Origin of the sequence: Escherichia ruysiae, assembly GCF_031323975.1 — a bacterium.
Classification (GTDB): domain Bacteria; phylum Pseudomonadota; class Gammaproteobacteria; order Enterobacterales; family Enterobacteriaceae; genus Escherichia; species Escherichia ruysiae.
On sequence record NZ_JAVIWS010000001.1, the window covers coordinates 107,476 to 131,547 of the forward strand.

At 48.5% G+C, this 24,072-nt stretch carries 26 protein-coding genes; 11 read left to right on the forward strand and 15 right to left on the reverse strand.

Annotation, left to right across the window (positions count from 1 at the left end):
• The first annotated feature begins 17 nt into the window (after positions 1-17).
• From yeaY to rnd, 3 genes are all read left to right on the forward strand, one after another.
• Entirely contained in the window at positions 18-599 is a 582-nt protein-coding gene (gene yeaY / locus RGV86_RS00630) for a Slp family lipoprotein YeaY (protein WP_000290579.1), read from the forward strand.
• 204 nt (positions 600-803) lie between these two features.
• The gene (gene fadD, locus RGV86_RS00635; RefSeq protein ID WP_309508431.1) at positions 804-2,489 is read left to right on the forward strand and encodes a long-chain-fatty-acid--CoA ligase FadD; all 1,686 of its coding nucleotides are present in this window, start codon (positions 804-806) and stop codon (positions 2,487-2,489) included.
• Between the two features lie 81 nt (positions 2,490-2,570).
• Positions 2,571-3,686, forward strand: a complete 1,116-nt coding sequence (gene rnd / locus RGV86_RS00640; protein WP_024212378.1) for a ribonuclease D — start codon at positions 2,571-2,573, stop codon at positions 3,684-3,686.
• 54 nt (positions 3,687-3,740) lie between these two features.
• Here rnd and yeaX read toward each other — a convergent pair whose 3' ends face one another.
• From yeaX to dmlA, 4 genes are all read right to left on the reverse strand, one after another.
• Positions 3,741-4,706, reverse strand: coding sequence for a carnitine monooxygenase reductase subunit YeaX (gene yeaX, locus RGV86_RS00645; protein ID WP_001286990.1), 966 nt, complete (start codon positions 4,704-4,706; stop codon positions 3,741-3,743).
• 55 nt (positions 4,707-4,761) lie between these two features.
• Complete coding sequence (yeaW, locus tag RGV86_RS00650; protein ID WP_000067839.1) at positions 4,762-5,886, reverse strand: carnitine monooxygenase, oxygenase subunit YeaW; 1,125 nt, start codon at positions 5,884-5,886, stop codon at positions 4,762-4,764.
• A gap of 31 nt (positions 5,887-5,917) precedes the next feature.
• A complete protein-coding gene (gene yeaV, locus RGV86_RS00655; protein ID WP_000987500.1) occupies positions 5,918-7,528 on the reverse strand; it encodes a BCCT family transporter YeaV in 1,611 nt (536 codons plus the stop codon).
• Between the two features lie 249 nt (positions 7,529-7,777).
• The gene (dmlA, locus tag RGV86_RS00660) at positions 7,778-8,863 is read right to left on the reverse strand and encodes a multifunctional D-malate/3-isopropylmalate/tartarate dehydrogenase (protein WP_000978478.1); all 1,086 of its coding nucleotides are present in this window, start codon (positions 8,861-8,863) and stop codon (positions 7,778-7,780) included.
• A 102-nt stretch (positions 8,864-8,965) separates the two neighbouring features.
• Between dmlA and dmlR the strand changes: the two genes are divergently transcribed.
• The 5 genes from dmlR to RGV86_RS00685 all read left to right on the forward strand — a co-directional run bounded on the left by dmlR (position 8,966) and on the right by RGV86_RS00685 (position 11,768).
• A complete protein-coding gene (gene dmlR, locus RGV86_RS00665; protein WP_024165134.1) occupies positions 8,966-9,883 on the forward strand; it encodes a DNA-binding transcriptional regulator DmlR in 918 nt (305 codons plus the stop codon).
• 132 nt (positions 9,884-10,015) lie between these two features.
• Positions 10,016-10,654, forward strand: a complete 639-nt coding sequence (gene leuE, locus RGV86_RS00670; RefSeq protein WP_000457214.1) for a leucine efflux protein LeuE — start codon at positions 10,016-10,018, stop codon at positions 10,652-10,654.
• Between the two features lie 172 nt (positions 10,655-10,826).
• Positions 10,827-11,186: a DUF1971 domain-containing protein YeaR gene (gene yeaR / locus RGV86_RS00675; protein WP_000939314.1), complete on the forward strand. Its 360-nt coding sequence runs from the start codon at positions 10,827-10,829 to the stop codon at positions 11,184-11,186.
• A 3-nt stretch (positions 11,187-11,189) separates the two neighbouring features.
• On the forward strand, positions 11,190-11,372 hold the full coding sequence (locus RGV86_RS00680) for a DUF1869 domain-containing protein (protein ID WP_000513737.1): 183 nt from the start codon (positions 11,190-11,192) through the stop codon (positions 11,370-11,372).
• 147 nt (positions 11,373-11,519) lie between these two features.
• Positions 11,520-11,768, forward strand: a complete 249-nt coding sequence (locus RGV86_RS00685) for a GlsB/YeaQ/YmgE family stress response membrane protein (RefSeq protein ID WP_000512152.1) — start codon at positions 11,520-11,522, stop codon at positions 11,766-11,768.
• A 57-nt stretch (positions 11,769-11,825) separates the two neighbouring features.
• Here the strand turns inward: RGV86_RS00685 and yoaJ are convergent, their stop codons facing one another.
• Genes yoaJ through RGV86_RS00700 form a run of 3 tightly spaced genes read right to left on the reverse strand, consistent with a single transcriptional unit; the run spans position 11,826 to position 13,059 of the window.
• Positions 11,826-11,900 (reverse strand): protein YoaJ, encoded by a 75-nt coding sequence (yoaJ, locus tag RGV86_RS00690; RefSeq protein ID WP_001386836.1) that lies wholly within the window; start codon positions 11,898-11,900, stop codon positions 11,826-11,828.
• Between the two features lie 2 nt (positions 11,901-11,902).
• Entirely contained in the window at positions 11,903-12,001 is a 99-nt protein-coding gene (locus tag RGV86_RS00695; protein WP_032225340.1) for a YoaK family small membrane protein, read from the reverse strand.
• A 32-nt stretch (positions 12,002-12,033) separates the two neighbouring features.
• Positions 12,034-13,059, reverse strand: coding sequence for a sensor domain-containing diguanylate cyclase (locus tag RGV86_RS00700; protein WP_024212379.1), 1,026 nt, complete (start codon positions 13,057-13,059; stop codon positions 12,034-12,036).
• Positions 13,060-13,243: 184 nt separating this feature from the next.
• Here RGV86_RS00700 and RGV86_RS00705 point away from each other — a divergent pair, with 184 nt between their 5' ends.
• A complete protein-coding gene (locus tag RGV86_RS00705; protein ID WP_000691924.1) occupies positions 13,244-13,498 on the forward strand; it encodes a putative hemolysin in 255 nt (84 codons plus the stop codon).
• 21 nt (positions 13,499-13,519) lie between these two features.
• On the opposite strand, the gene RGV86_RS00710 is transcribed toward RGV86_RS00705, so the two are convergent.
• Both RGV86_RS00710 and RGV86_RS00715 read right to left on the reverse strand, forming a co-directional pair.
• Positions 13,520-13,867 carry a DUF488 domain-containing protein gene (locus tag RGV86_RS00710; protein WP_010345838.1) on the reverse strand — a complete coding sequence of 116 codons (348 nt, stop codon included), beginning with the start codon at positions 13,865-13,867 and terminating at the stop codon, positions 13,520-13,522.
• 54 nt (positions 13,868-13,921) lie between these two features.
• On the reverse strand, positions 13,922-15,103 hold the full coding sequence (locus tag RGV86_RS00715; protein WP_085460647.1) for a CynX/NimT family MFS transporter: 1,182 nt from the start codon (positions 15,101-15,103) through the stop codon (positions 13,922-13,924).
• A gap of 96 nt (positions 15,104-15,199) precedes the next feature.
• Between RGV86_RS00715 and RGV86_RS00720 the strand changes: the two genes are divergently transcribed.
• Positions 15,200-15,994 carry an AraC family transcriptional regulator gene (locus tag RGV86_RS00720; protein ID WP_000972229.1) on the forward strand — a complete coding sequence of 265 codons (795 nt, stop codon included), beginning with the start codon at positions 15,200-15,202 and terminating at the stop codon, positions 15,992-15,994.
• Here the strand turns inward: RGV86_RS00720 and RGV86_RS00725 are convergent.
• Complete coding sequence (locus tag RGV86_RS00725; RefSeq protein ID WP_000460713.1) at positions 15,978-16,424, reverse strand: DUF441 domain-containing protein; 447 nt, start codon at positions 16,422-16,424, stop codon at positions 15,978-15,980. The two genes, RGV86_RS00720 and RGV86_RS00725, sit on opposite strands and share 17 nt — an antisense overlap.
• Before the next feature lie 169 nt (positions 16,425-16,593).
• Here RGV86_RS00725 and yoaI point away from each other — a divergent pair, with 169 nt between their 5' ends.
• On the forward strand, positions 16,594-16,698 hold the full coding sequence (yoaI, locus tag RGV86_RS00730) for a small membrane protein YoaI (RefSeq protein ID WP_077629632.1): 105 nt from the start codon (positions 16,594-16,596) through the stop codon (positions 16,696-16,698).
• Here yoaI and yeaK read toward each other — a convergent pair whose 3' ends face one another.
• The 5 genes from yeaK to yeaG form a co-directional block, all read right to left on the reverse strand.
• A complete protein-coding gene (gene yeaK, locus RGV86_RS00735) occupies positions 16,699-17,202 on the reverse strand; it encodes a mischarged aminoacyl-tRNA deacylase (protein WP_000138047.1) in 504 nt (167 codons plus the stop codon).
• 42 nt (positions 17,203-17,244) lie between these two features.
• On the reverse strand, positions 17,245-18,735 hold the full coding sequence (gene dgcJ / locus RGV86_RS00740) for a diguanylate cyclase DgcJ (protein WP_085460648.1): 1,491 nt from the start codon (positions 18,733-18,735) through the stop codon (positions 17,245-17,247).
• A gap of 180 nt (positions 18,736-18,915) precedes the next feature.
• Positions 18,916-20,259 (reverse strand): sensor domain-containing diguanylate cyclase, encoded by a 1,344-nt coding sequence (locus RGV86_RS00745; protein ID WP_309508430.1) that lies wholly within the window; start codon positions 20,257-20,259, stop codon positions 18,916-18,918.
• A 280-nt stretch (positions 20,260-20,539) separates the two neighbouring features.
• Positions 20,540-21,823, reverse strand: coding sequence for a YeaH/YhbH family protein (locus RGV86_RS00750; protein ID WP_000219690.1), 1,284 nt, complete (start codon positions 21,821-21,823; stop codon positions 20,540-20,542).
• 122 nt (positions 21,824-21,945) lie between these two features.
• Positions 21,946-23,880, reverse strand: coding sequence for a protein kinase YeaG (gene yeaG / locus RGV86_RS00755; RefSeq protein ID WP_001019859.1), 1,935 nt, complete (start codon positions 23,878-23,880; stop codon positions 21,946-21,948).
• Positions 23,881-24,072: the final 192 nt, after the last annotated feature.

The following is a 24,072-nucleotide window of genomic DNA, read 5'->3' on the forward strand; positions in this document are numbered from 1 at the left end:
AAAAAAGGAGTCGCATCATGGCGGTTCAAAAGAATGTTATCAAAGGCATACTGGCAGGTACGTTTGCGCTAATGCTGAGCGGTTGTGTCACTGTGCCGGACGCCATTAAAGGCAGCAGTCCCACGCCGCAACAAGATTTAGTTCGGGTGATGAGTGCGCCGCAGCTGTACGTTGGTCAGGAGGCGCGTTTTGGTGGCAAAGTGGTCGCGGTACAAAACCAGCAAGGGAAAACCCGCCTGGAAATTGCTACCGTACCGCTGGACAGCGGAGCCAGGCCGACGCTGGGAGAACCTTCTCGCGGTCGCATTTATGCAGATGTGAACGGTTTTCTGGACCCGGTGGATTTCCGTGGACAACTGGTCACAGTTGTTGGGCCAATCACCGGTACGGTTGACGGAAAAATCGGCAACACGCCCTATAAATTTATGGTGATGCAGGTAACGGGTTATAAACGTTGGCATTTAACCCAGCAGGTGATTATGCCGCCTCAGCCGATTGATCCGTGGTTTTATGGCGGTCGTGGCTGGCCCTATGGCTACGGCGGATGGGGCTGGTATAATCCTGGCCCCGCGAGAGTACAAACAGTTGTAACTGAATAATTGCTTGTTTTTAAAGAAAAAGAAACAGCGGCTGGTCCGCTGTTTCTGCATTCTTACAGTAACGATAAAAATAAATAGTGACGCGCCTCGCAACCTTTTCGTTGGGTAATTATCAAGCTGGTATGATGAGTTAATATTATGTTAACGGCATGTATATCACTTGGGGTTGCGATGACGACGAACACGCATTTTAGAGGTGAAGAATTGAAGAAGGTTTGGCTTAACCGTTATCCCGCCGATGTTCCGACGGAGATCAACCCTTACCGTTATCAATCTCTGGTGGATATGTTTGAGCAGTCGGTCGCGCGCTACGCCGACAAGCCAGCGTTTGTGAATATGGGGGAGGTGATGACCTTCCGCAAACTGGAAGAACGCAGTCGCGCGTTTGCCGCTTATTTGCAACAAGGGCTGGGGCTGAAGAAGGGCGATCGCGTTGCGCTGATGATGCCTAACTTATTGCAATATCCGGTGGCGCTGTTTGGTATTTTGCGTGCCGGGATGATCGTCGTAAACGTTAACCCGTTGTATACCCCACGCGAACTTGAGCATCAGCTTAACGATAGCGGCGCATCGGCGATTGTCATTGTGTCTAACTTTGCCCATACCCTGGAAAAAGTGGTCGATAAAACCGCCGTCCAGCACGTTATTCTGACCCGTATGGGCGATCAGCTATCTACGGCAAAAGGCACGGTAGTCAATTTCGTTGTTAAATACATCAAGCGTCTGGTGCCGAAATACCATCTGCCAGATGCCATTTCATTTCGTAGCGCCCTGCACAACGGCTACCGGATGCAGTACGTCAAACCCGAACTGGTGCCGGAAGATTTAGCTTTCCTGCAATACACCGGCGGCACCACAGGTGTGGCGAAAGGCGCGATGCTGACTCACCGCAATATGCTGGCGAACCTGGAACAGGTCAACGCCACCTATGGGCCGTTGCTGCATCCAGGTAAAGAACTGGTAGTAACGGCACTGCCGCTCTATCACATTTTTGCACTGACCATTAACTGCCTGCTGTTTATCGAACTCGGCGGGCAGAACCTGCTTATCACTAACCCACGTGATATTCCGGGGCTGGTGAAAGAGCTGGCGAAATATCCGTTTACCGCTATCACCGGCGTAAACACCTTGTTCAATGCGTTGCTGAACAATAAAGAGTTCCAGCAGCTGGATTTCTCCAGTCTGCACCTTTCCGCAGGCGGTGGGATGCCCGTTCAGCAAGTGGTGGCAGAACGCTGGGTAAAACTGACCGGACAATATCTGCTGGAAGGTTATGGCTTAACCGAGTGTGCGCCACTGGTGAGCGTTAACCCGTATGATATTGATTATCACAGCGGTAGCATTGGATTACCGGTGCCCTCGACGGAGGCCAAACTGGTGGATGATGACGATAACGAAGTACCACCGGGGCAACCGGGCGAACTTTGTGTCAGAGGTCCTCAGGTGATGTTGGGCTACTGGCAGCGTCCGGATGCCACCGATGAAATCATCAAAAACGGTTGGTTACACACTGGCGATATTGCGGTAATGGATGAAGAAGGATTCCTGCGCATTGTCGATCGTAAAAAAGACATGATTCTGGTTTCCGGTTTTAACGTCTATCCCAACGAGATTGAAGATGTCGTCATGCAGCACCCTGGCGTACAGGAAGTGGCGGCTGTTGGCGTACCTTCTGGCTCCAGTGGTGAAGCGGTGAAAATCTTTGTGGTGAAAAAAGACGCGTCGCTCACTGAAGAGTCACTGGTGACCTTTTGCCGCCGTCAGCTTACGGGCTACAAAGTACCGAAGCTGGTGGAATTTCGTGATGAGTTACCGAAATCTAACGTCGGGAAAATTTTGCGACGAGAATTACGTGACGAAGCGCGCGGCAAAGTGGACAATAAAGCCTGAGCGTTAAGTCAGTCGTCAGACGCCGGTTAATCCGGCGTTTTTTTTGACGCCCACTAAAGAGAATACAATTTGAATTACCAAATGATTACCACGGACGATGCGCTGGCTTCTTTGTGTGAAGCCGTCCGTGCCTTTCCGGCGATAGCCCTGGATACTGAATTTGTACGTACGCGCACCTATTACCCGCAACTGGGGTTGATTCAACTTTTTGATGGCGAGCATCTGGCGCTAATCGATCCTCTTGGGATCAGCGACTGGTCACCGCTAAAGGCAATCTTGCGCGATCCTTCCATCACCAAATTTCTCCATGCGGGCAGTGAAGATCTGGAAGTATTCCTCAATGTCTTTGGCGAATTACCTCAACCCCTGATTGACACGCAAATCCTCGCCGCATTCTGCGGACGCCCGATGTCATGGGGTTTTGCCTCCATGGTGGAAGAGTATTCCGGTGTTACGCTGGACAAGAGCGAATCGCGCACCGACTGGCTCGCCAGACCGTTAACCGAACGTCAGTGCGAATACGCGGCGGCGGATGTCTGGTATCTGTTACCGATCACCGCAAAGCTGATGGTTGAAACCGAAGCCTCTGGCTGGCTACCTGCGGCGCTGGATGAATGTCGCCTGATGCAAACACGTCGTCAGGAAGTCGTTGCGCCGGAAGATGCCTGGCGTGATATCACCAATGCCTGGCAATTACGGACGCGCCAGTTGGCTTGTTTGCAACTGTTAGCCGACTGGCGATTGCGCAAGGCGCGGGAGCGCGATCTGGCGGTGAACTTTGTCGTGCGTGAAGAACACTTGTGGTCGGTAGCGCGTTATATGCCAGGGAGTCTGGGCGAACTGGACAGCCTGGGCTTATCCGGTAGCGAAATCCGCTTTCACGGTAAAACGCTGCTGGCGCTGGTGGAAAAAGCGCAGACATTGCCGGAAGAGGCCTTACCGCAGCCGATGCTTAACCTGATGGACATGCCGGGTTATCGTAAAGCGTTTAAAGCGATTAAGTCGCTGATTACTGACGTGAGCGAAACGCACAAGATCAGCGCCGAATTGCTGGCATCGCGTCGGCAAATCAACCAACTGCTGAACTGGCACTGGAAATTAAAACCGCAGAACAATTTGCCTGAGCTGATTTCCGGCTGGCGTGGTGAGTTGATGGCGGAAGCATTACACAATTTATTGCAGGAATATCCGCAGTAAAACGTTCGTAAGCCGGACAAGGCGCAACCAGCGCCGCATCCGGCTTCGGATAAACTACAGATCCAACACCAGTCGTTTACCCTTCGCGCGCGAACAACAGATCAACATACTCTGCTGGCTGGCGCGCTCTTCATCGCTAAAATACTGGTCCCGATGATCGGCTTCACCTTCAAGAATTGCTGTTTCACAGGTTCCGCATACCCCTTCACGACATAAACATTCCACTTTTGCCGCTTTGTTATTTTCAATGACCTGCAAAATGGTCATCTCTTCTGGTACTACAAACTCTTTCCCGGAACGGGCGAGTACCAGGGTAAAGGCATCGCCGGTTTTGTCTTCAATAGCAAACTGCTCAAAGTGCAGCGTATCGGCGGAGATGCCCAGACGCGCTGCTTCACTTCTCACCGCGTCATTCAGAGCTTCGGGGCCACAGGTATAAATGTGTGTGCCAGGGGCGACATCCGCCAATAATCGCACTAATTCGAGTCGCGTTCCGATCGATGAGTGATGAAAATGAATCTTATCAGTCTGCGGATGTTGGTTTAATTCATCACGAAATGCGCAACTTACTGGACTCCGCGAACAATAATGTAACTGCCAGTCGACGTCCGTGTGTTGCAACTCTGCCAGATGCGACAGGAAAGGGGTGATACCAATGCCGCCTGCGATAAACAGATGCTTTCGAGCCGTGGGAACCAGAGCAAACAGGTTATTGGGTGTCGAGATGGTCAATCGATCGCCCGCTTTTACCTGCTGATGCAAAAAGCGCGAACCGCCGCGCGAGTTCTCTTCCAGCCGAACGGCAATCTGATAACAAGAGGTGTCGAGTGGCGAACTTAGTAGTGAATAAGCATTGCTGTACTGGTTATCACCATCACTCATCTGCACAATGACGTGACTTCCGCCGGTGAACGCAGGCAGCGGTTTGCCATCGGTTGACACCAGCGTGAAGCGTTTCACCTGTTCGGTAAGCGGTTCAATCTGGCTCACCTGTACTTCAAACATTTGATAGTCTGACATTGCTGTACTCCATCAAAAATCAGCCCGGCGGCGGAAAATACCGCCGCCGATGTCATTAGTCCTTAAACACCTGCGCCAGCAGATTATGGAAATGGGCGATACCGTGTTCGGAAATACCGCTACCGCTACTGTCGGCCATGATGCGCCCCTGCCCACGATAGCCACGCGATTTCAGCCCTTTCTGTACGCTTTCAACCAGACGTAAATCTTCCGGACGGAACACATCGCGATACCACTCAATCAGCGATTTTTGCTCATCGGTTAGCTCTTCATTGGTGAAGTAGATATCGTAGTTTTGCAGGGTAGTTTCAGAATCCACCGGGAATTCATAAATGACCGTCATCATCCCTTTGATTGGCGTGACGTTCAGCATAGTGCACGGCCACAGCCAGAAACCGTGGAACGCAGCGTCTGTACCTTCTTCAAATTTAAACGACTGTTCGGACGGTTTGGCGAAACCGTATTGCAGCGTCCAGTTGCCGTGCATGGTGTGCCAGTAACGATCAACCTGAACGGAGTCTGAGAAACCTGGATGCGCCGGACCACAGTGGTAGCACTCAAGATAGTTATCGACAATGTTCTTCCAGTTGGCAGGCGTGCGGGTGGTAAAGCGGGCCGCCAGTTTCAGATCGTGGACTTCCGGGCAGGCTTCCAGCACTTTTGCCGCCAGGCCTGGTAACTGATCTTCTACGCTGGTGGCGTTGGGATCCATGTTGATGAAGACGAATCCGGCATATTCTTCCAGACGCACCGGAACCAGTTGCGCTTTGTCACTATCGAAATTGGCGACGTTTTCACAGTTACGCGCATGAGCCAGGTTGCCATCGAGTTTGAATGCCCAGGCGTGATATGGGCAGGTAATCACATTTTTCGCTTTCCCTTCACCGCTCAATAATTGATGACCACGGTGCGGGCAAACGTTATAGAATGCGCGCAAAACCTTATCACGGCCGCGTACCAGCACGATGCTTTCGCCAATGATCTCACGCGTCACGTAATCATTGGCATTCGCCAGTTCGCTACTGTGAGCGACGCAAATCCAGCTTTTGGCGAAGACGTTCTCTTTTTCGTGTTCAAAGGCGTTCTGATCAGTATAAAAGCGGGCAGGAATGGTCCACGCTTCCTGTGGGTTAGCGCAAAAATTTCCGGGTAGTACAAAGTCAGGGCTCAGATTGCTCATAGGGATACCTTTATCGTTAGGATGATGGCGCTCAGTTGTCGCCTTTGAATATGGTTCCCGCAGGGAGCACTGGCGTTTTTTCCGGGGCTTCAACCGGTGTCTGCGGGAGATAATGTTCAATTTGATGAGCCGGAATATCGGCGTAATCCTGTTTCAGCCAGCGAATAAATCCGCCCACTTTCACCAGTAAAATGGCGAGAAAGGGAAGGGCTGTAAGTACGACGGTAGTTTTCATGGTTTCCAGCGATGCGCCGGTGAACAGAATTGAAAGCGGGATCAGGGTGATTACCACGCACCAGAAAAGACGCAGCCCACGGTCTGGATCATCACCTTCCTGAAGATTTCGCGTGCTGGTCGCCGCCATGGTGTAGGCCACCGCATCCATATGCGAGGCGAGGAAAATAATCATCACGCCCAGATAAGCGGCAAGGAACAATTTACCGGCTGGCAACGACATCAGAACTTGTTGAACAGCCGTTTCACCGCCCAACGTTTCCAGCACCTGCGGAACGTTGATTATCCCTTTGATAAACTGATGAATGGCGAAGCTTTCCATCACGCCGAAGAAGAACCAGCAGCCGACGGTGCTACCGAGGATCAGCCCCCAGATAACTTCTTTGATCTTACGACCACGTGATACGCGGGTGACAAACATTGCCACGCCGGGGGTGTAAGAGATCCACCACAGCCAATAGAAAACGGTCCAGTTGCGGGTAAATGAACCATCGCCAAGCGGATCGGTAAATAAGCTCATCTGTAAGAAGTTTTGTGTGGTCAGGCCGATGGCATTGATGATGCTGTTGGTAATAAACTCGGTTGGACCGACAATCAAAACCAGCAATGGCAGCAGGAACGCGCCCCAGCCGACCATTTTGCTCAGACGTTGTAAACCGTTGTTGATACCTATCCACGAGCTTAGGCAAAAAATGCCGCCGGAAAGCAGGATCACAAATGCCTGCACGGTGAAGTTATCGGGTAAACCGGTCAGCGCGGAAAGCCCACGGGTAAAGGTTGCTGCGGTGACAACAAGGGAAATGGTCAGTGCGCCGACAGTGGCGATCAGGAACATTAAGTCCACCAGTTTTCCCCATGGGCCTTGCGGGCGAACGCCGGTAATAGCAGCAATAATGCCGGAAAGACTCAGCCCTTTATTTTTCCGCACATGAAAGTGGTAAGCCATGATTAATGAGGCCAGCGTATAAGTTGCCCAGGCGCTGATGCCCCAATGGAAAAAGGAGTAGGGAACGCTAAATTCCAGTGCCTGCTGTGAACGCGGCACGATATTTAAACCCGGCGTTTGATAATAATAGGCCCACTCCGCTACGCCCCAATAAAGCGTGGAGGAACCTAATCCGGCGCAAATAAACATAAACAGCCAGGAGAGCGTACTGTATTCCGGTTTACCTTCGCCAAGACGAATATTGCCGTATTTGCTGGTGGCTAAATAAATTACCAGCCCCATTGCCAGCAAAACTAATACCTGTACGGCGGAACCCAGCGTGCGGGTAACTAAACTGTATATTGCGTTGGCCGCGTCGGCCGACTGTTGCGGAAAAAGGCTTAATGTGGCTGCGATGAAAAGAATGGCCACCAGGCTGATGCTAATCAGCGGCAAATCTTTTTTCTTAACATTGCTCATCATGAGTCATCTCCTGGGCATAAAAGCCCGTCGCTGGCTTTTGCCAGTTGTAATTATTTGCAGGGTAATGAACTTTTGTCGTGTTTAACAAATTGATTATTTGCATGTTACATAAATTAAACAATTAAGAATACGGAAAGCCATAAAACACGAAACGGAAACAATAAAAGGTGAAATGACGCAGGTTATTTACTGTAAAGAACGAATAAAAAAACCGCGTCAGTGACGCGGTTCAAATAAACTGGTTTGACCTTAACGCAAAATAATTTTGCAAATCGCGTCGGCAACCTGTGGCGTGGTGGCATTACCTTTCATATCGGGTGTTTTCGGCCCGTGAGCAATCACTTCTTCAATCGCTGCCAGAATGCCGTTGTGCGCTTGCTGGAAACGCTCATCGCCATTGCCAAGGAAATCCAGCATCATTGCCCCGGCCCAAATCGTGGCGATAGGGTTGGCAATATTTTTACCGTAGATATCCGGCGCAGAGCCGTGGACTGGCTCGAAGAGCGACGGGAAAGTGCGTTCCGGATTCAGGTTAGCGGATGGGGCAATGCCGATGGTGCCGGTGCAGGCCGGGCCAAGATCGGAAAGAATATCGCCAAATAAATTAGACGCTACCACCACATCAAAGCGTTCCGGCTGCATCACAAAGCGCGCGCAGAGAATATCAATATGCTGCTTGTCCCAGTGGATTTCCGGGTAATTTTCTGCCATTGCTTCTACTCGCTCATCCCAGTACGGCATACTAATGGCTAAACCGTTAGATTTCGTGGCAGAAGTCAGGGTTTTGCGCGGGCGGCTTTGTGCTAGCTCAAAAGCATATTGCAAAATGCGATCGACGCCACGGCGGGTAAATACCGATTCCTGGATGACAACCTCATGTTCCGTTCCTTCATTCAGTCGACCGCCCAGAGACGAGTATTCGCCTTCCGTATTTTCGCGCACCACGTAAAAATCGATGTCGCCAGGCTGTTTACCCGCCAGTGGGCAGGGAACGCCGGGAAAGAGGCGTACCGGGCGCAGGTTAACGTACTGATCAAACTCGCGGCGAAATTTCAGCAGCGACCCCCATAACGAAATATGATCCGGAACGGTGTCCGGCCAGCCGACGGCACCAAAGTAGATAGCGTCGAAACCGCTGAGTTGTTCATGCCAGTCGTCCGGCATCATTTTGCCGTGATGGCTGTAATACTCGCAACTTGCCCACTCCATCTGCTCAAAACTTAAGGCAAAGCCCCAGCGTTCAGCAGCAGCTTGTAACACACGAATCCCTTCAGGAAGGACTTCTTTGCCAATCCCGTCTCCAGGGATCGCAGCAATACGCATCGTTTTCATCATTAGGTTCTCACTTCCTGATCAGCAAAATTGACAACTCCACCATCCTATAATTGACTGATCAGGAATTAATCCCCGCAACTGGTGAAACATAAAACACGAATCATGAATAATTTACCGCTGCTGAACGATTTGCGCGTCTTTATGCTGGTGGCTCGCCGGGCCGGTTTTGCTGCCGTGGCGGAAGAATTAGGCGTTTCACCGGCCTTCGTCAGCAAGCGCATCGCCTTGCTGGAGCAAACCTTAAACGTGGTGCTATTACACCGCACCACCCGTCGCGTCACCATTACCGAGGAAGGCGAGCGGATTTATGAATGGGCGCAGCGCATATTGCAGGATGTCGGGCAGATGATGGATGAGCTTTCCGACGTGCGCCAGGTGCCGCAGGGAATGCTGCGTATTATCAGCAGTTTTGGTTTTGGACGGCAGGTGGTAGCTCCGGCACTGTCAGCACTTGCGAAAGCGTATCCGCAACTGGAGTTACGTTTTGATGTGGAAGACCGGTTGGTCGATTTGGTCAATGAAGGGGTCGATCTGGATATTCGTATTGGCGACGACATTGCACCTAACTTAATTGCCCGCAAACTGGCGACCAATTACCGTATTCTCTGCGCATCGCCGGGGTTTATTGCGCGATATGGTGCACCGAAACATTTAACGGATCTTTCTGCGTTACCCTGCCTGGTCATAAAAGAGCGCGATCATCCGTTTGGTGTCTGGCAATTGCGCAATAAAGAAGGTCACCATGCCATTAAAGTCACCGGATCGATGTCGTCTAATCATGGTGAAATTGTCCATCAGTGGTGTCTCGATGGGCAGGGAATTGCGTTGCGCTCCTGGTGGGACGTTAGTGAAAATATTGCCAGTGGGCATCTGGTACAGGTTTTACCTGAATATTATCAGCCAGCAAATGTCTGGGCTGTTTATGTCTCAAGGCTGGCGACATCCGCAAAAGTACGGATTACGGTAGAGTTTTTGCGCCAGTATTTTGCAAATCATTACCCGAATTTTTCACTGGAATGAGTGCAATTTTTTACTCTATTCTCAGGTTGTTGTCAGGTTAAAACCTGATTTTCTCCTTTCTAAGCCGTTGCGGATTGGTTAGCATATTCACCTTTAATCGCGCATGATCCAAAGAGAATTAAAGAGGTTAATGTGTTCGCAGAATATGGGGTTCTGAATTACTGGACCTATCTGGTTGGGGCCATTTTTATCGTGCTGGTGCCAGGGCCGAATACCCTGTTTGTGCTTAAAAATAGCGTTAGTAGTGGAGTGAAAGGCGGTTATCTTGCGGCCTGTGGTGTATTTATTGGCGATGCAGTATTGATGTTTCTGGCGTGGGCCGGTGTAGCAACCTTAATTAAGACCACACCGATATTATTCAATATTGTACGTTATCTTGGCGCGTTTTATTTGCTCTATCTGGGGAGTAAAATTCTTTACGCAACTCTGAAGGGTAAAAATAGCGAGGCCAAATCAGATGAACCTCAATATGGCGCTATTTTCAAGCGTGCGTTAATTTTGAGTCTGACCAATCCAAAAGCCATTTTGTTCTATGTGTCGTTTTTCGTACAGTTTATCGATGTTAATGCGCCACATACGGGGATTTCATTCTTTATTCTGGCGACAACGCTGGAACTGGTAAGCTTCTGTTATTTGAGCTTCCTGATTATTTCAGGTGCTTTTGTCACGCAGTACATTCGTACCAAAAAGAAACTGGCTAAAGTGGGCAACTCACTGATTGGTTTGATGTTCGTGGGTTTCGCTGCCCGACTGGCGACGCTGCAATCCTGATGCTTTCAGCCCGCGTTGTCGCGGGCTTCCCATCTGTAATCCTCCCTGATTCTTCTCTGATATGGTGCTAAAAAGTAACCAATAAATGGTATTTAAAATGCAAATTATCAGGCGTACCCTGAAACGGCTGGAATAAATGGTTTTCAGCACATTTACCGAAGGAGGGAAAAGGATGCTGCAAATCCCACAAAATTACATTCATACGCGCTCAACACCTTTCTGGAATAAACAAACTGCGCCTGCCGGAATATTCGAACGTCATCTTGATAAAGGAACGCGTCCGGGTGTTTATCCACGCCTGTCCGTTATGCATGGGGCGGTCAAATATCTCGGCTATGCTGATGAACACAGCGCAGAACCTGATCAGGTGATCCTCATCGAAGCAGGTCAATTCGCAGTGTTCCCGCCGGAAAAGTGGCACAATATTGAAGCCATGACTGACGATACTTATTTTAACATCGACTTCTTCGTTGCTCCTGAAGTCCTGATGGAAGGTGCAAAACAGCGGAAAGTCATTCATAGCGGGAAATGAATTATGGGCAAAGCAACGTATACCGTAACCGTCACCAATAACAGTAATGGCGTTTCTGTCGATTACGAAACAGAGACGCCGATGACATTACTGGTGCCAGAAGTGGCGGCTGAAGTGATCAAAGATCTCGTCAATACCGTGCGCTCTTATGACACGGAAAATGAGCATGATGTTTGTGGTTGGTAATTATTGCTAATGTAGATGGCGCTAATTCTGCGCCATTGTAAAAAAAATGCTCTGTGACACATATCACAATTCTTGCCTCTCTTATGTTGTGCTATGCTTTTTATCAGCGACTAACCCGCTAATGCAAAACAGATAAGTGAGGAAACAATGGGCATTCTGTCATGGATTATTTTTGGACTTATTGCCGGTATTCTGGCGAAGTGGATCATGCCTGGTAAAGATGGTGGTGGATTCTTTATGACCATCCTGCTGGGAATTATCGGTGCCGTAGTTGGTGGATGGATCAGTACACTGTTTGGTTTTGGCAAAGTCGATGGCTTCAACTTTGGTAGTTTTGTGGTTGCCGTGATTGGTGCGCTTGTCGTGCTGTTTATCTACAGAAAAGTCAAAAGTTAATACTGAAAAGTACAAAGGCTGCCTACAGGCAGCCTTTGCTATTTTATCGACGCGGTATTACCACCATCCCAGCTCGGTGCCAAGAACGACAATAATCGCCACGCCCATCATAATAATCGTTGTTTTTTTCATCTTTATGCCCCTGGGGCCGCATAGCCACCAATAAAAAACCACGCTAAAAATACGACTGCCGTAATAAAGATCACGACGGGAAAAACAATACCGATTCGCATGTTACCACCAAAGAAAAGGATGTGAATACGCCTCAGGAGTGCCTGTCTGAATGCGCGACAAAAGGGGTTTTCAGTTTGTGTTTTTTCTCCTGATACATCGCGATATCGGCAGCATGTAGGGCACTGTCGGCATCGGTGGTTTCAGGATCCACTTCTACTACGCCAAGACTGGCGCCAGGATAAAACAGGTCAATATCACCCAAGTGATATTCTCCACGTATTTGCTGTTGGATACGCTCACGCAGTGACTGGATATCGGCGTTTTCATTAGCCAGGGAAACGACCAAAAATTCATCACCGCCAAGACGACCAATAATCTCGCCATTCTGATGTAGCCTGGTGAGGCGCTCGCCAACCTGAATAAGAAACAGATCGCCACTATTGTGGCCAAATCGGTCGTTGATTAATTTGAAGTTATCCAGGTCGATAAAAGCAATAATTGCCTTACGCTTCAGATGCCGAGCGAGGGAAAACAGCGTCGTCAGATTATCAAAAATAGCCCGTCGATTTGGTAGGCCGGTCAACGAGTCTGTGTAAGATTGCGCAATCAGGGCGGCATTGGCTTCGCGCAGTTGTTCAACCAACACCTCTTTTTGAATATATTGTGCAATCAGCCCGGCGAATAGCTGCAAAACCTGCTCTGCGCGTTCACTCCACGGGCGCTTTTCACTGCTGGCGGCGCAAAGCGTGCCATAGAACGAACCATCCGGTAAGTGAACCGGCGTGCTCAGGAATGTGGTAATACCGAGATTGCGCGCCGCAATGCAGTCACCCCAACGGTCGGGAACTTCATCGCTGAAAAAACAGTTTTCATCAATGGCGCGTTTGCACAACGAGTAATCCCACGAGACGGTAAAATTCTCCGGGATGTGCATTTTCTGGCTGTTACGGGCAAACAGGATATGTTGCAGACGTGCGTCAATATCCACCTTTGTCAAATAGGTCGATTCCATGTCGGTGACCATTTCCAGCATCTCCAGAAGTTGCCGAACCAGACTTTCCAGAGAATGTTCTGAGGCGAGTGACTGCGAGACGCGGGCAATAATCTGATCTGACACGAAAGAACTCCAGGATACGGCGGGTAAAATGCTGATTATTTAATCTTTGCAGGCATGATAAAACATCATCAAAGAAGATGAAACTAGCCGTAATATATTTTAAGTGAATGTAAAATAAATAGTGCTGCAAAACAAAACGATACCGCGATACTCTAAGGCGTAGATAAACGTGTGAGATCAACGAATGAAAATTATCAGTTTTACTCTGCCTTGCCTGTTAATTCTTGCGGGATGTTCAACCACTTCTCAGCCCGATGCACCAAAACCGCCGCATGTTGGGATGGCGAATCCGGCGTCGGTCTACTGCCAACAGAAAGGCGGTACGCTCATTCCCGTGCAGACATCGCAAGGGGTCAGCAACAATTGCAAATTACCGGGCGATGAAACCATTGATGAATGGGCATTATGGCGACGGGATCATCCGGCTGGTGAAAAATAACCGCCGGATGCCAGGCTAAAATCACAAGCTTCGCAGCCAGTCGGCCAGCACCAGCGCATGGTTTTGCGTGGTATTTTTTGCTGAGTAGAGCAGGGTCAGCGGCTGTTTTTGGGCGATTTCCGCCAGCCGCTTCCCTTCTGGCTCGTGTTGCGCCAGTTCTGCAATATATTGTTCGCGAAAGGTTTTAAAATCGATCGCTTCGCCGTGAAAGGCTTTGCGTAGTTCCGTTGACGGCGTGATCTCTTTGTCCCACTCATCAAGTGCTAAGTCTGTTTTCTTGATACCACGCGGCCAGAGACGGTCGACCAGTACGCGATAACCATCGCTCTGTTCAGCCGGATCATAAACGCGTTTACACTGAATATTCATCGTGTTTGTTCTCCCTTTCACGCATGATTTATCACGTCACTATAGCACCGGACATCAACGAATTTCTTTGTCTCTTCCGGCGCAAAGTCCAAAAATCGCCATCAGCAGTGAAAGAATTGCGACAACAATCAGTGGCGTGGACCAGTCACCGTTAGCATCGTGTATTTTGCCCATTAGCGGCGGCCCACAAGCTGCCAGCAGATACCCGACGGATTGTGCCATACCCGAAAGAGCAGCAGCCTGATGCGCAGAGCTTGCTCGCAGTCCGATAAACGTTAGTCCAAGTATCATTGTTGCCCCGGAACCAAAACCGAAAAGCAGAGTCCAGGTGACAGCGTGTGCTGGCATAAAGCAGAGCCCAACCGCACCCACCGCGCACATTAAGGCGACCAGAGCGGCAATACCGCGCTGATCTTTCACATGATGTAAGAAAAGTGGGATCAGCAAACCGGGAGCAGCAGTGGCTAATTGCAACAAACCATGCAGCGAACCAGCCTGTGCCTCGCTGTAGCCGTGGCTGATGAGGATCGCCGGAAGCCAGCCGATAATCACGTAATAGACCAGTGAGTTGATACCGAGAAACAACGTCACTTGCCAGGCAAGCGGCGAACGCCAGATACGCCGGGTATGTAAGGCGCGTGAGGTACTCAAATTCACATGTTGTCGATTACGCCATTGCGGCAGCCATATAAATAGAGCCAGCAGAGGAAAACACATCAGCATGAGCAACGCGCCCTGCCAGCCAAAACCGTTCAAAGCCAGCGGCACCACCAGAGCTGACCCCAGCGCCGCTGCAGCGCCCATCGTCAGGGAATATGCGCCGGTAAGTCTGGCGACGGAATGGGGAAAATCGCGTTTAATGAGACCAGGTAGCAAGACATTCCCTAATGCAATCCCACAGCCAATGATAATCGTACCGCCAAATAATAAGTAAGCCGAAGGAAGAGAGCGAAGTGCTATGCCAGCACAAATCAAAAGTAATGCAGCCACCAGACTGCGCTCTATACCAAAACGACGAGCCACCGACGCGGCAAGAGGGGATATCAGGGCAAAGGCTAATAAAGGTAAGGTCGTCAGTAACCCTGTTTGCGCCGTCGTCAGTGAGTAAGCGGAACGAATGGTATCCAGTAACGGTGCTACGCCGGTGAAGGTAACACGGAGTGTGGTGGCAATCATTAGAACGCCGGCTATCAGGACAATCCTGTTTTTGCCGCTTAATGAAGTTGAACGGATCATAGATATCTCATTGTTACAAGCGAGGCTGTACCTTAGCGTTTTTATTGCTATGTTGAATCAAGCTAAAATGACAAATTATCGCTAAATTCGGACAAAATGATGCACAGGTTAAATCTCAATGGTTATGAACCCGATCTTCACCATGAAACGGCGGTCGCATTTTGTATTCATGCCGGAAAGGATGAATTGACCAGTCCTGTACATCAGCACCGCAAAGGACAACTGATACTGGCGCTGCGTGGAGCCATTACCTGTACGGTGGAAAATGCGCTGTGGATGGTGCCGCCACAATATGCAGTATGGATTCCCGGTGGTGTGGAGCATAGTAATCAGGTAACAGCGAATGCCGAGCTTTGTTTTTTATTTATTGAATCCAGTGCGGTGATAATGCCGGGCAAATGTTGCACGCTGAAAATTGCGCCTTTATGTCGTGAATTAATTTTAACGCTGGCAAAAAGAACAGCAGCTCAACGTGCTGAACCAATGACGCGCAGATTAATTCAGGTGCTGTTTGATGAACTTCCTCAGCAACCGCAACAACAGTTGCAGTTACCCGTTTCTTCACACCCCAAAATCCGCGTGATGGTGGATACGATGGCAAAAGAGCCCGTTGAATGGGGGACATTGGGGCAATGGGCAAATTTTTTTGCGATGAGTGAACGCAATCTCGCCAGGTTGATAGTTAAAGAGACGGGGTTGAGCTTTCGTCAGTGGCGTCATCAGTTGCAGCTCATTCTGGCACTTCAGAGGTTAGTGAAAGGCGATAGTGTTCAGAAAGTGGCGCATATGCTGGGGTATGATTCAACAACGGCTTTTATTACCATGTTTAAGAAAGGCCTGGGGCAAACCCCAGGCCGATATATTGCGGGATTAACTACTGTTTCCCGATGATCAGGGAGACCAGACCTGCGGCAATAAGCGGACCGACCGGCACACCGCGAAACAGCGCCACGCCTAAAATCGTGCCCACCAGCAGCCCGGCAACCAGTTGCGGCTGGCTGCCCATCAAGGTCACGCCGCGTCCGCCAAGCCAGGAAACAATAACGCCTACTGCAATTGCCACCAGCGATTTCCAGTTCAGAAACGAGTGAATAAGTGTCGAGGGTGGCAGTGTCCCGCTGGCTACAGGAGCCATTACGCCGATAGTCAGAATGATTATCCCGATACTCAGTCCTTGTTTTTCGATCCACGGGAAAAAGGTGCTTAACGGTGTGACGCGGACAATGATCAACACCAGAATTGAAACAGCGACAGTGGTGTTGTGGCTGATAAAGCCCAGCGCAGCTAACCCGAGCAGGATCAGCAAAGTGACATCAAACATCGTGGTTTCCTTGCCAAAAAATAATAAACCTGCCTACTTTACGCCTGCTGATGAGAGGAAGCAGAGAACAATTACGTGCTATGCATAAAAAATCAGGCAAATTGTCATCAAATTGCCATTTGTGCGCGCTAACAATAACGTGAAAACAGGTATCTCCTGGGATAAGACCATGAACGATCAAATGCTCGTTGAGACACTGATTATCACGTCATCGTTTTTTGCCATTGCAGTTGTGCTGGTGCTGTCTGTTCTGCTTATTGAACGGAGCAGCTAGTTACGTAGTACGACGGAATTTGACCAGCTCTGGTTGTGCAATGCGTAAATAATCTGCGGTGTTCAAAATAACGGATTTATCCAGCATACCCGCATTGAAGGCGATCTCATCGAATCGCTCAAAGAGTAGCGGGTCGGCGACCAGTTTGAGTTTTGGATGGAAGCTGAATGGAGGGATAGCACCGAAGACACAGCCTGTAAGTTCATCGACTTCAGCCGGGCTGGCCAGCGAAGCACGCAACCCACCGATATGGCTGGCGAGTTGGCTAAGGTCGGCCTGTTGATCGGCAGCGAGGATCGCCAGAACATGCTGATTTACGCCATTACCTTTGACTTTACACACCAGTGCCTTAGCACCCTGACCCAAAGCGGTGCCACGAATTTCTGACACCGCTTCGCATTTACCCACCGCGTCGTGGGTAACAATGCGGAAGTTAGCGCCTTCTTGTGATAATAAAGCGATTAACCGCTGATGCGTCACGCTTCCTTTAGCCATTTCAGTCATTTCACGCTCCTGGGATTACAAGCAAACAACCACAGAAGATTATCATGAACGGCTGTTTTTGTTCTGCTTATTGACATATAAACGCTCATCGGAAGCTTTATATGCATCATGCAGCGTATCGTTTTCTTTCATCGCGTAAATACCGGAAGAGAAGCCGATCTCTTTCTGCGGCGCGATATGTTGCAGACGTTTTTCGATACGTTCAGGCAGTTGTGCTGCAATTTGCGGCGTCGAATCGACAAGAATGATACAGAATTCATCGCCACCGAGACGGATAGCATAATCGCTTTTACGAATCGACTGTTTAATCGCCTGAGCTAATAACGTAATGGCTAAATCCCCCTCCTGATGACCGAGGGTGTCATTTATTTGCTTTAACTTGTCCATGTCAATTGCAATAAACATCACCGAAGAACCGGATTGCACCAGTTTCTGCAAACGCTGCTCAAGTTCAGGCGTTAATATTTTGCGATTATACAGTCCGGTCATCGCATCACTGATATTTTCACGAGTCACGTTTTGGTACAGGCGGAAGTGCATCCGTACCATGTTGAGTAATATCAATGCTGTCAGCAGCCAGAATACAACGCTTTTCCATGATGATGTAATAAAGTAAAGAATATCAATGGATAACGAAACACGAATGCCGCCAGGCAAGTCATGGACGTAACTGACATACTGAAACAGATTATCTTCGCTCTGATTGATAATAATGTCGCGTCCCGAATCTGTATCGGTTAGCGTAACATTGAGAAAACGCCAGAGGAGAGGGCGGTCATGAGTATAAAAAATATTGCGCAGATTGTTTTTACTAATATCCAGCAACACAATACCTTTTAATTGCCCGGCAACATAGACGGGCGTCAGCAAACTCATCACGTTCTGTTTAGTACGCTGATCCTGGTAAATGCTCGATAATACGGTGCGACCGGTAAACACTTTTTCAATATCTTTACGATCAATACCAATGCTTCCTGACTGCAAGAAGGACCAGTTATTCATCGCGAAGTATTCAACATTTACCGGCTCATAAAAATAGACATAGTGATCATTGAGATCGAGATAATAGTGAAATTTCTCTTCGGCCATCCCAAGGCCGGAACCGTAATCATCCTGGTGGCGGTTACCTTCCACCGCCTGATCAAATGCCGGTAATAGCGCCGCTGCTTCGACAATTGTGTCGCAGTCAGTGGATGCAGTCTGCAATGTTCCGTGTAAATCTGCATAAGTATGGGCAGTCAGGTTTAAGCCATGGGTATTGTTGGCAGACTCAAAAGCCTCACAGATGGCCCGTCGCTGTTCTGGCGACACCTCAGACTGTTTAGCAGCAAGTGCGCGCATCACATGTGCGGCAATACTCTGATTTTGATACTTGTCGTAGAGAAAGGAGGAGTCTGCTTTCTGGACGATATAGCGCAAATAAGCACTCATTGCCCTGTCGCTGGCGACAAGTTCAAAAATAAGGAAGGAAGATGTCAGCACAATGACACTTGCGGCGATAAAATGCCGGAGCATTCTATGGTGCAATTTCATGATAAATGGCACTCCTTCGGTTAGTGAAACGAGAAAACCAGATAAAGTTCGATTGCGGCCTGGTACAGGGGCGCTAATTATACTCATCTCTGCGCCGCTGGGGAGGGGAAATTTAGGGGTATTGGTAATAAATTGTATGCCAAAGCCACGCAAAATGCATGGCTGTGAATAATTTTGCACTCAAATATAATGAATAATCACTTTGTTACCGCCATCGGTTTTCGCCTCACGTAACGCTTTATCTGCTTCTGTCATGACAAGCGAGATATTACGCGTATCACCCGTGGAAAAAACACAGCCAATGCTGATGGTCATTTGTTCAGGGACATTATATCTATTACTAAAACCGGTCAGGAGCTCGACATTTTTACGCACCCGATCGGCGATAATTTTTGCCTGGGCGGTATTCAATTCGGTAAATATCAAGCCAAACACTTCACCATCCAGACGTGCGAAGATGTCATCGGGGCGAATACTTTGCTGGATAATATCGACAATTGAAACCAGAACTTTATCGCCCACATGATGACCCCATTGAGCATTTATGCGTTTGAACTGGTTAATATCTACCAGCATAATGCAAAAATCCTTCACAACAGGGCGAGAGAGTAATGACTCTACACTGTTGAAAAAGTGACGACGGTTATAAATATTGGTTAGTACATCATGAACCGCCAGTTTGCTGGAAAGTTGTAGTTCCTGAAATATGTTATATACCAAGAAGGTGACAACAAACAGTTTACTCGAAACCTCAATGCCACGACTGATATACCAGATGGTATAATTATATTCATCCAGAGTCAGTAGTAACAAGTTACAGCAGAGCGATGCCAGACATAATAATGCAATTGACGGCCACATCTCGCTTGCTAATTGTGTACGCATGATAATAAAAAACAGTAAACACGCCCACAGACAAACCAAAATCTTGGTGTAGTTAATTCCCCAGCTCGCCGTATGACTATCCGGACAGTAATCTACGACATATAAAGAGTAGTCAGGATTATAGCTGCTCAGGTTATGTGCCAGAAAAGGGAAAAATATAAAAGGTATCAGCGCCAGCAACAAGATACAGGTTTTTTTCTTGTTGTTCGTCAGGATGCTATTTCGTCCATAACAGTAGAGAGCCAGTGCGGTTAAGAAAATAAAACTTAGCTGGCGAAATAGATATAATATTGAAACATCATTCGCCTTCGTCTGAATAAGGATGTTATCATTGATAGGTTTATGAATAATGAAAATAGTTTCAGTTAAATAGAAAAGACCACTTAAAAAAGCAAGGCTTAAAATAAGTGTTGGAAAAATATCACGATTAGTGAAATATTTCATTAGCATGAAAAGAAAGATGATGGAATTGAGGAAAAATAAAGCCACAACAACCATCAGGTAATTCATCTGTGGGATGAGTTTTACATTGGTGTTTTCATTATATAAGGTGGTGATGCAAAATAAAATTAATGTCAGTAACAAGCTGAAAATAAAAAAGCTTTGTGCTTTTAATTTTTGTGTACCCATAGGAACCATAAAAAGGAGAGCAATGTGAGTGCTGGATTTTATTGATGGCAGAGATATATAGTTTTGACCAGGATCAAATTTCTTTGCCGATGAAAAAATAATTAAAGAATACCCCTGAAAAAAAGCGTGTTAACAGAATCATTTTTTCCGAATGATTTTTTTATGGAACTAAATTCTGTAAAGCTGATGCTGACATATTTAAAACAATTGTAAGGTAATGTATGTAATAAATGAATTAATTTACAGTGAGCTAAAAATCAGCCAGGTAACAATGACCCGGCTGACTATTTTAGTCTTTAGTCGTTGCATTTTGTTTATGGAATAGCTCGCGGAACACGGGATAAATATCATCCTGATCGCGTATATGCTGCATCGCAAAGTTTTCGAAAGTAGATTGCAGATGCTCATATTCCCGCCACAATGTTTGATGAGCGCGGCGGGTAATTTCGATATAGCTGTAATAACGAACAACGGGCAACAATTTTTTCGCCAGAATCTCATGGCAAAGCGGAGAGTCATCAGCCCAGTTATCGCCGTCTGACGCTTGTGCAGCATAGATATTCCACTGCGCCGGGTTATAACGCTCTTTCACCACCTCATCCATCAGTTTCAGGGCACTGGAAACAATGGTGCCGCCAGTTTCCTGTGAGTAGAAAAACTCATGTTCATCAACTTCTTTCGCCTGGGTATGGTGGCGGATGTAAACGACTTCGACGTTCTTGTATGTTCTGCTGAGAAACAGATACAGCAATATATAAAAACGTTTGGCCATATCTTTGGTGGATTGATCCATCGAACCGGAAACGTCCATCAGGCAAAACATTACGGCCTGACTGGAGGGATCGGGGCGTTTCTCATAATTCTTGTAACGTAAATCGAAGGTGTCGATGAATGGAACGCGTTCAATTTTGGCGCGTAATTCGGCAATCTCTTTGCGCAGCCGTTCCTCCTCCAGTAATTGCGCAGGTTCACTGTTGCTGATGATGGCCAAATTTTCTTCCAGAGCATGAAGTTCCCGTCGCTTGCCTGCGGTCATCGCGGTACGCCGCGCCAGTGAGTTCTGCAATGAACGCACCACGCTGATATTGGCAGGAACGCCGTTAGCGGTGTAGCCTGCCCGATGCGTTTTATATTCGGTCAACTGGCGTTGCTGGTTTTGTTTCAGATTTGGTAAGGCTAAATCTTCAAACAGCAGGTCGAGATATTCGTCTTTCGAAATCTGGAAGACAAATTCATCCTGACCTTCACCGTCCTGGCTGGCTTGACCCTGACCACTGCCGGAGCCACCTCCGCCGCCCTGGGGACGTTCAATTCTGTCATTCTGTACAAAATGGTCATTGCCCGGATGAACGCGATGGCGCAGGCCGCCACGCCCCTGATGAAACATCGGTTCGCTAATATCTTCCGTTGGGATAGAAACGGACTCGCCGCTGTCGACGTCGGTCACCGAACGCTTATTGATGGCCTCGGAGATCGACTGTTTAATTTGCGCTTTATAACGGCGTAAAAAACGCTGGCGATTCACCATGCTTTTGTTTTTGCCGTTCAGACGCCGGTCAATAAACCAGGTCATATGCCCCCCGTACTGCATTTGCCAACAGTATGTTGCACCTGTATTGCCGGATGCGCTTTGCTTTTCCGGCCTACGGTTCGCTGTCATTGTCGGCCCGGTAACATGTGCACCGGGCCATTGTGTTAAGACGATTTACGTACGCGCAAATACCATTCGCACAGTAAACGCACCTGTTTACGGGTGTAGCCTTTTTCCATCATACGGTCGACAAAATCGTCGTGTTTCTTCTGCTCGTCGGTTGAGGTTTTGGCGTTAAACGAAATGACCGGCAACAACTCTTCGGTATTGGAGAACATTTTTTTCTCGATAACCGTGCGCAGTTTTTCGTAGCTGGTCCAGTTCGGATTGCGTCCGCTGTTATTCGCTCTGGCGCGCAGCACAAAGTTGACAATCTCGTTGCGGAAATCTTTCGGATTGCTGATCCCCGCCGGTTTTTCGATTTTCTCCAGCTCGGCGTTAAGAGATTCGCGGTCAAACAACTGACCGGTATCCGGGTCGCGATACTCCTGATCCTGGATCCAGAAATCCGCATAGGTGACATAACGGTCGAAAATGTTTTGCCCATATTCGGAATAGGATTCGAGATAAGCTGTCTGGATCTCTTTACCGATAAACTCGGCATATTTCGGGATCAGATAACCTTTCAGGAACTCCAGATAGCGTTCTGCCTGCTCTTGCGGGAACTGCTCGCGCTCAATCTGCTGTTCCAGGACGTAGAACAGATGAACCGGGTTAGCCGCCACTTCCACGTGATCGAAGTTAAACACGCGCGAGAGGATCTTAAACGCGAAACGCGTGGACAGACCATTCATCCCTTCATCGACGCCTGCGTAATCACGATATTCCTGATACGACTTGGCTTTCGGGTCGGTATCTTTCAGGCTTTCGCCATCGTAAACGCGCATCTTTGAATAAATGCTGGAGTTTTCCGGCTCTTTCAGGCGCGAAAGAATGGAAAAACGAGACAGCGTTTCCAGCGTGCCAGGCGCGCATGGGGCGTGAGTCAGTTCACTATGATTAAGCAGTTTCTCGTAGATTTTGATCTCTTCGGAAATGCGTAAGCAATACGGAACCTTCACGATATAGACACGGTCGAGGAAGGCTTCGTTGTTCTTGTTATTACGGAAAGTGACCCATTCGGATTCGTTCGAGTGAGCGAGAATAATCCCGTTAAATGGCAGGGCGGAGATACCTTCCGTCCCGTTGTAGTTACCTTCCTGGGTGGCGGTCAACAGGGGATGCAGCACTTTGATCGGTGCTTTAAACATCTCGACAAATTCCATGATCCCCTGGTTTGCACGGCACAGCGCACCGGAATAACCATAGGCGTCCGGATCGTTTTGCGCGTAGTGTTCGAGCTTCCGAATATCGACTTTCCCTACCAGCGCGGAGATGTCCTGGTTATTCTCATCGCCCGGTTCCGTTTTGGCGATGGCAATTTGTTGCAGAATAGACGGCCAGACCTTCACAACCCGGAATTTTGTGATGTCACCACCAAACTCATGCAGACGCTTCGCAGCCCACGGCGACATGATGGTGCCGAGATAACGGCGAGGAATGCCATACTCTTTTTCCAGAATCTGCGCATCTTCCTGTGGATTGAACAGACAGAATGGATGATCGTTGACCGGGCTACGCTCACCATTGGCGCTCAATACATAAATAGGCACGAGCTGCATTAATGATTTCAGTCGCTCAGCAAGCGATGATTTACCCCCACCTACAGGCCCCAGCAGATACAGGATTTGTTTCTTCTCTTCCAGCCCCTGAGCCGCGTGTTTCAGATAAGAGACAATCTGTTCAATCGCGTCTTCCATGCCGTAAAACTCTTCAAACGCCGGATAACGTGCAATGACCCGGTTGGAAAAGAGTCGAGAAAGTCTGGGCTCCTGGGCCGTATCGACCATGATCGGCTCACCAATAGCCATCAATAGCCGCTCAGCCGCGTTGGCATAAGCACTGCGATCTTGCCGACAAGTGGTAAGAAACTCCTGCAGTGTGAACTCTTCGTCCTTGGCAGCTTCATATCGCTGGCGATAGTGATCGAATATATTCATGGTATGCCGTCCTTTCGTTTTTTAGCACAGGTTAAGAGCCGTTCATATGAATAGTAGAGGCTCCCGGAAGAGGTAAACTGAACGACGTCGCTTGCTAAAACACAGCAACTCTCATGCCATCTTACCGACTGTGAGAACAACGTGCCCGGTGATACACCTTCAAAATTAAGCGTAGATGGCAATTGGAAAACT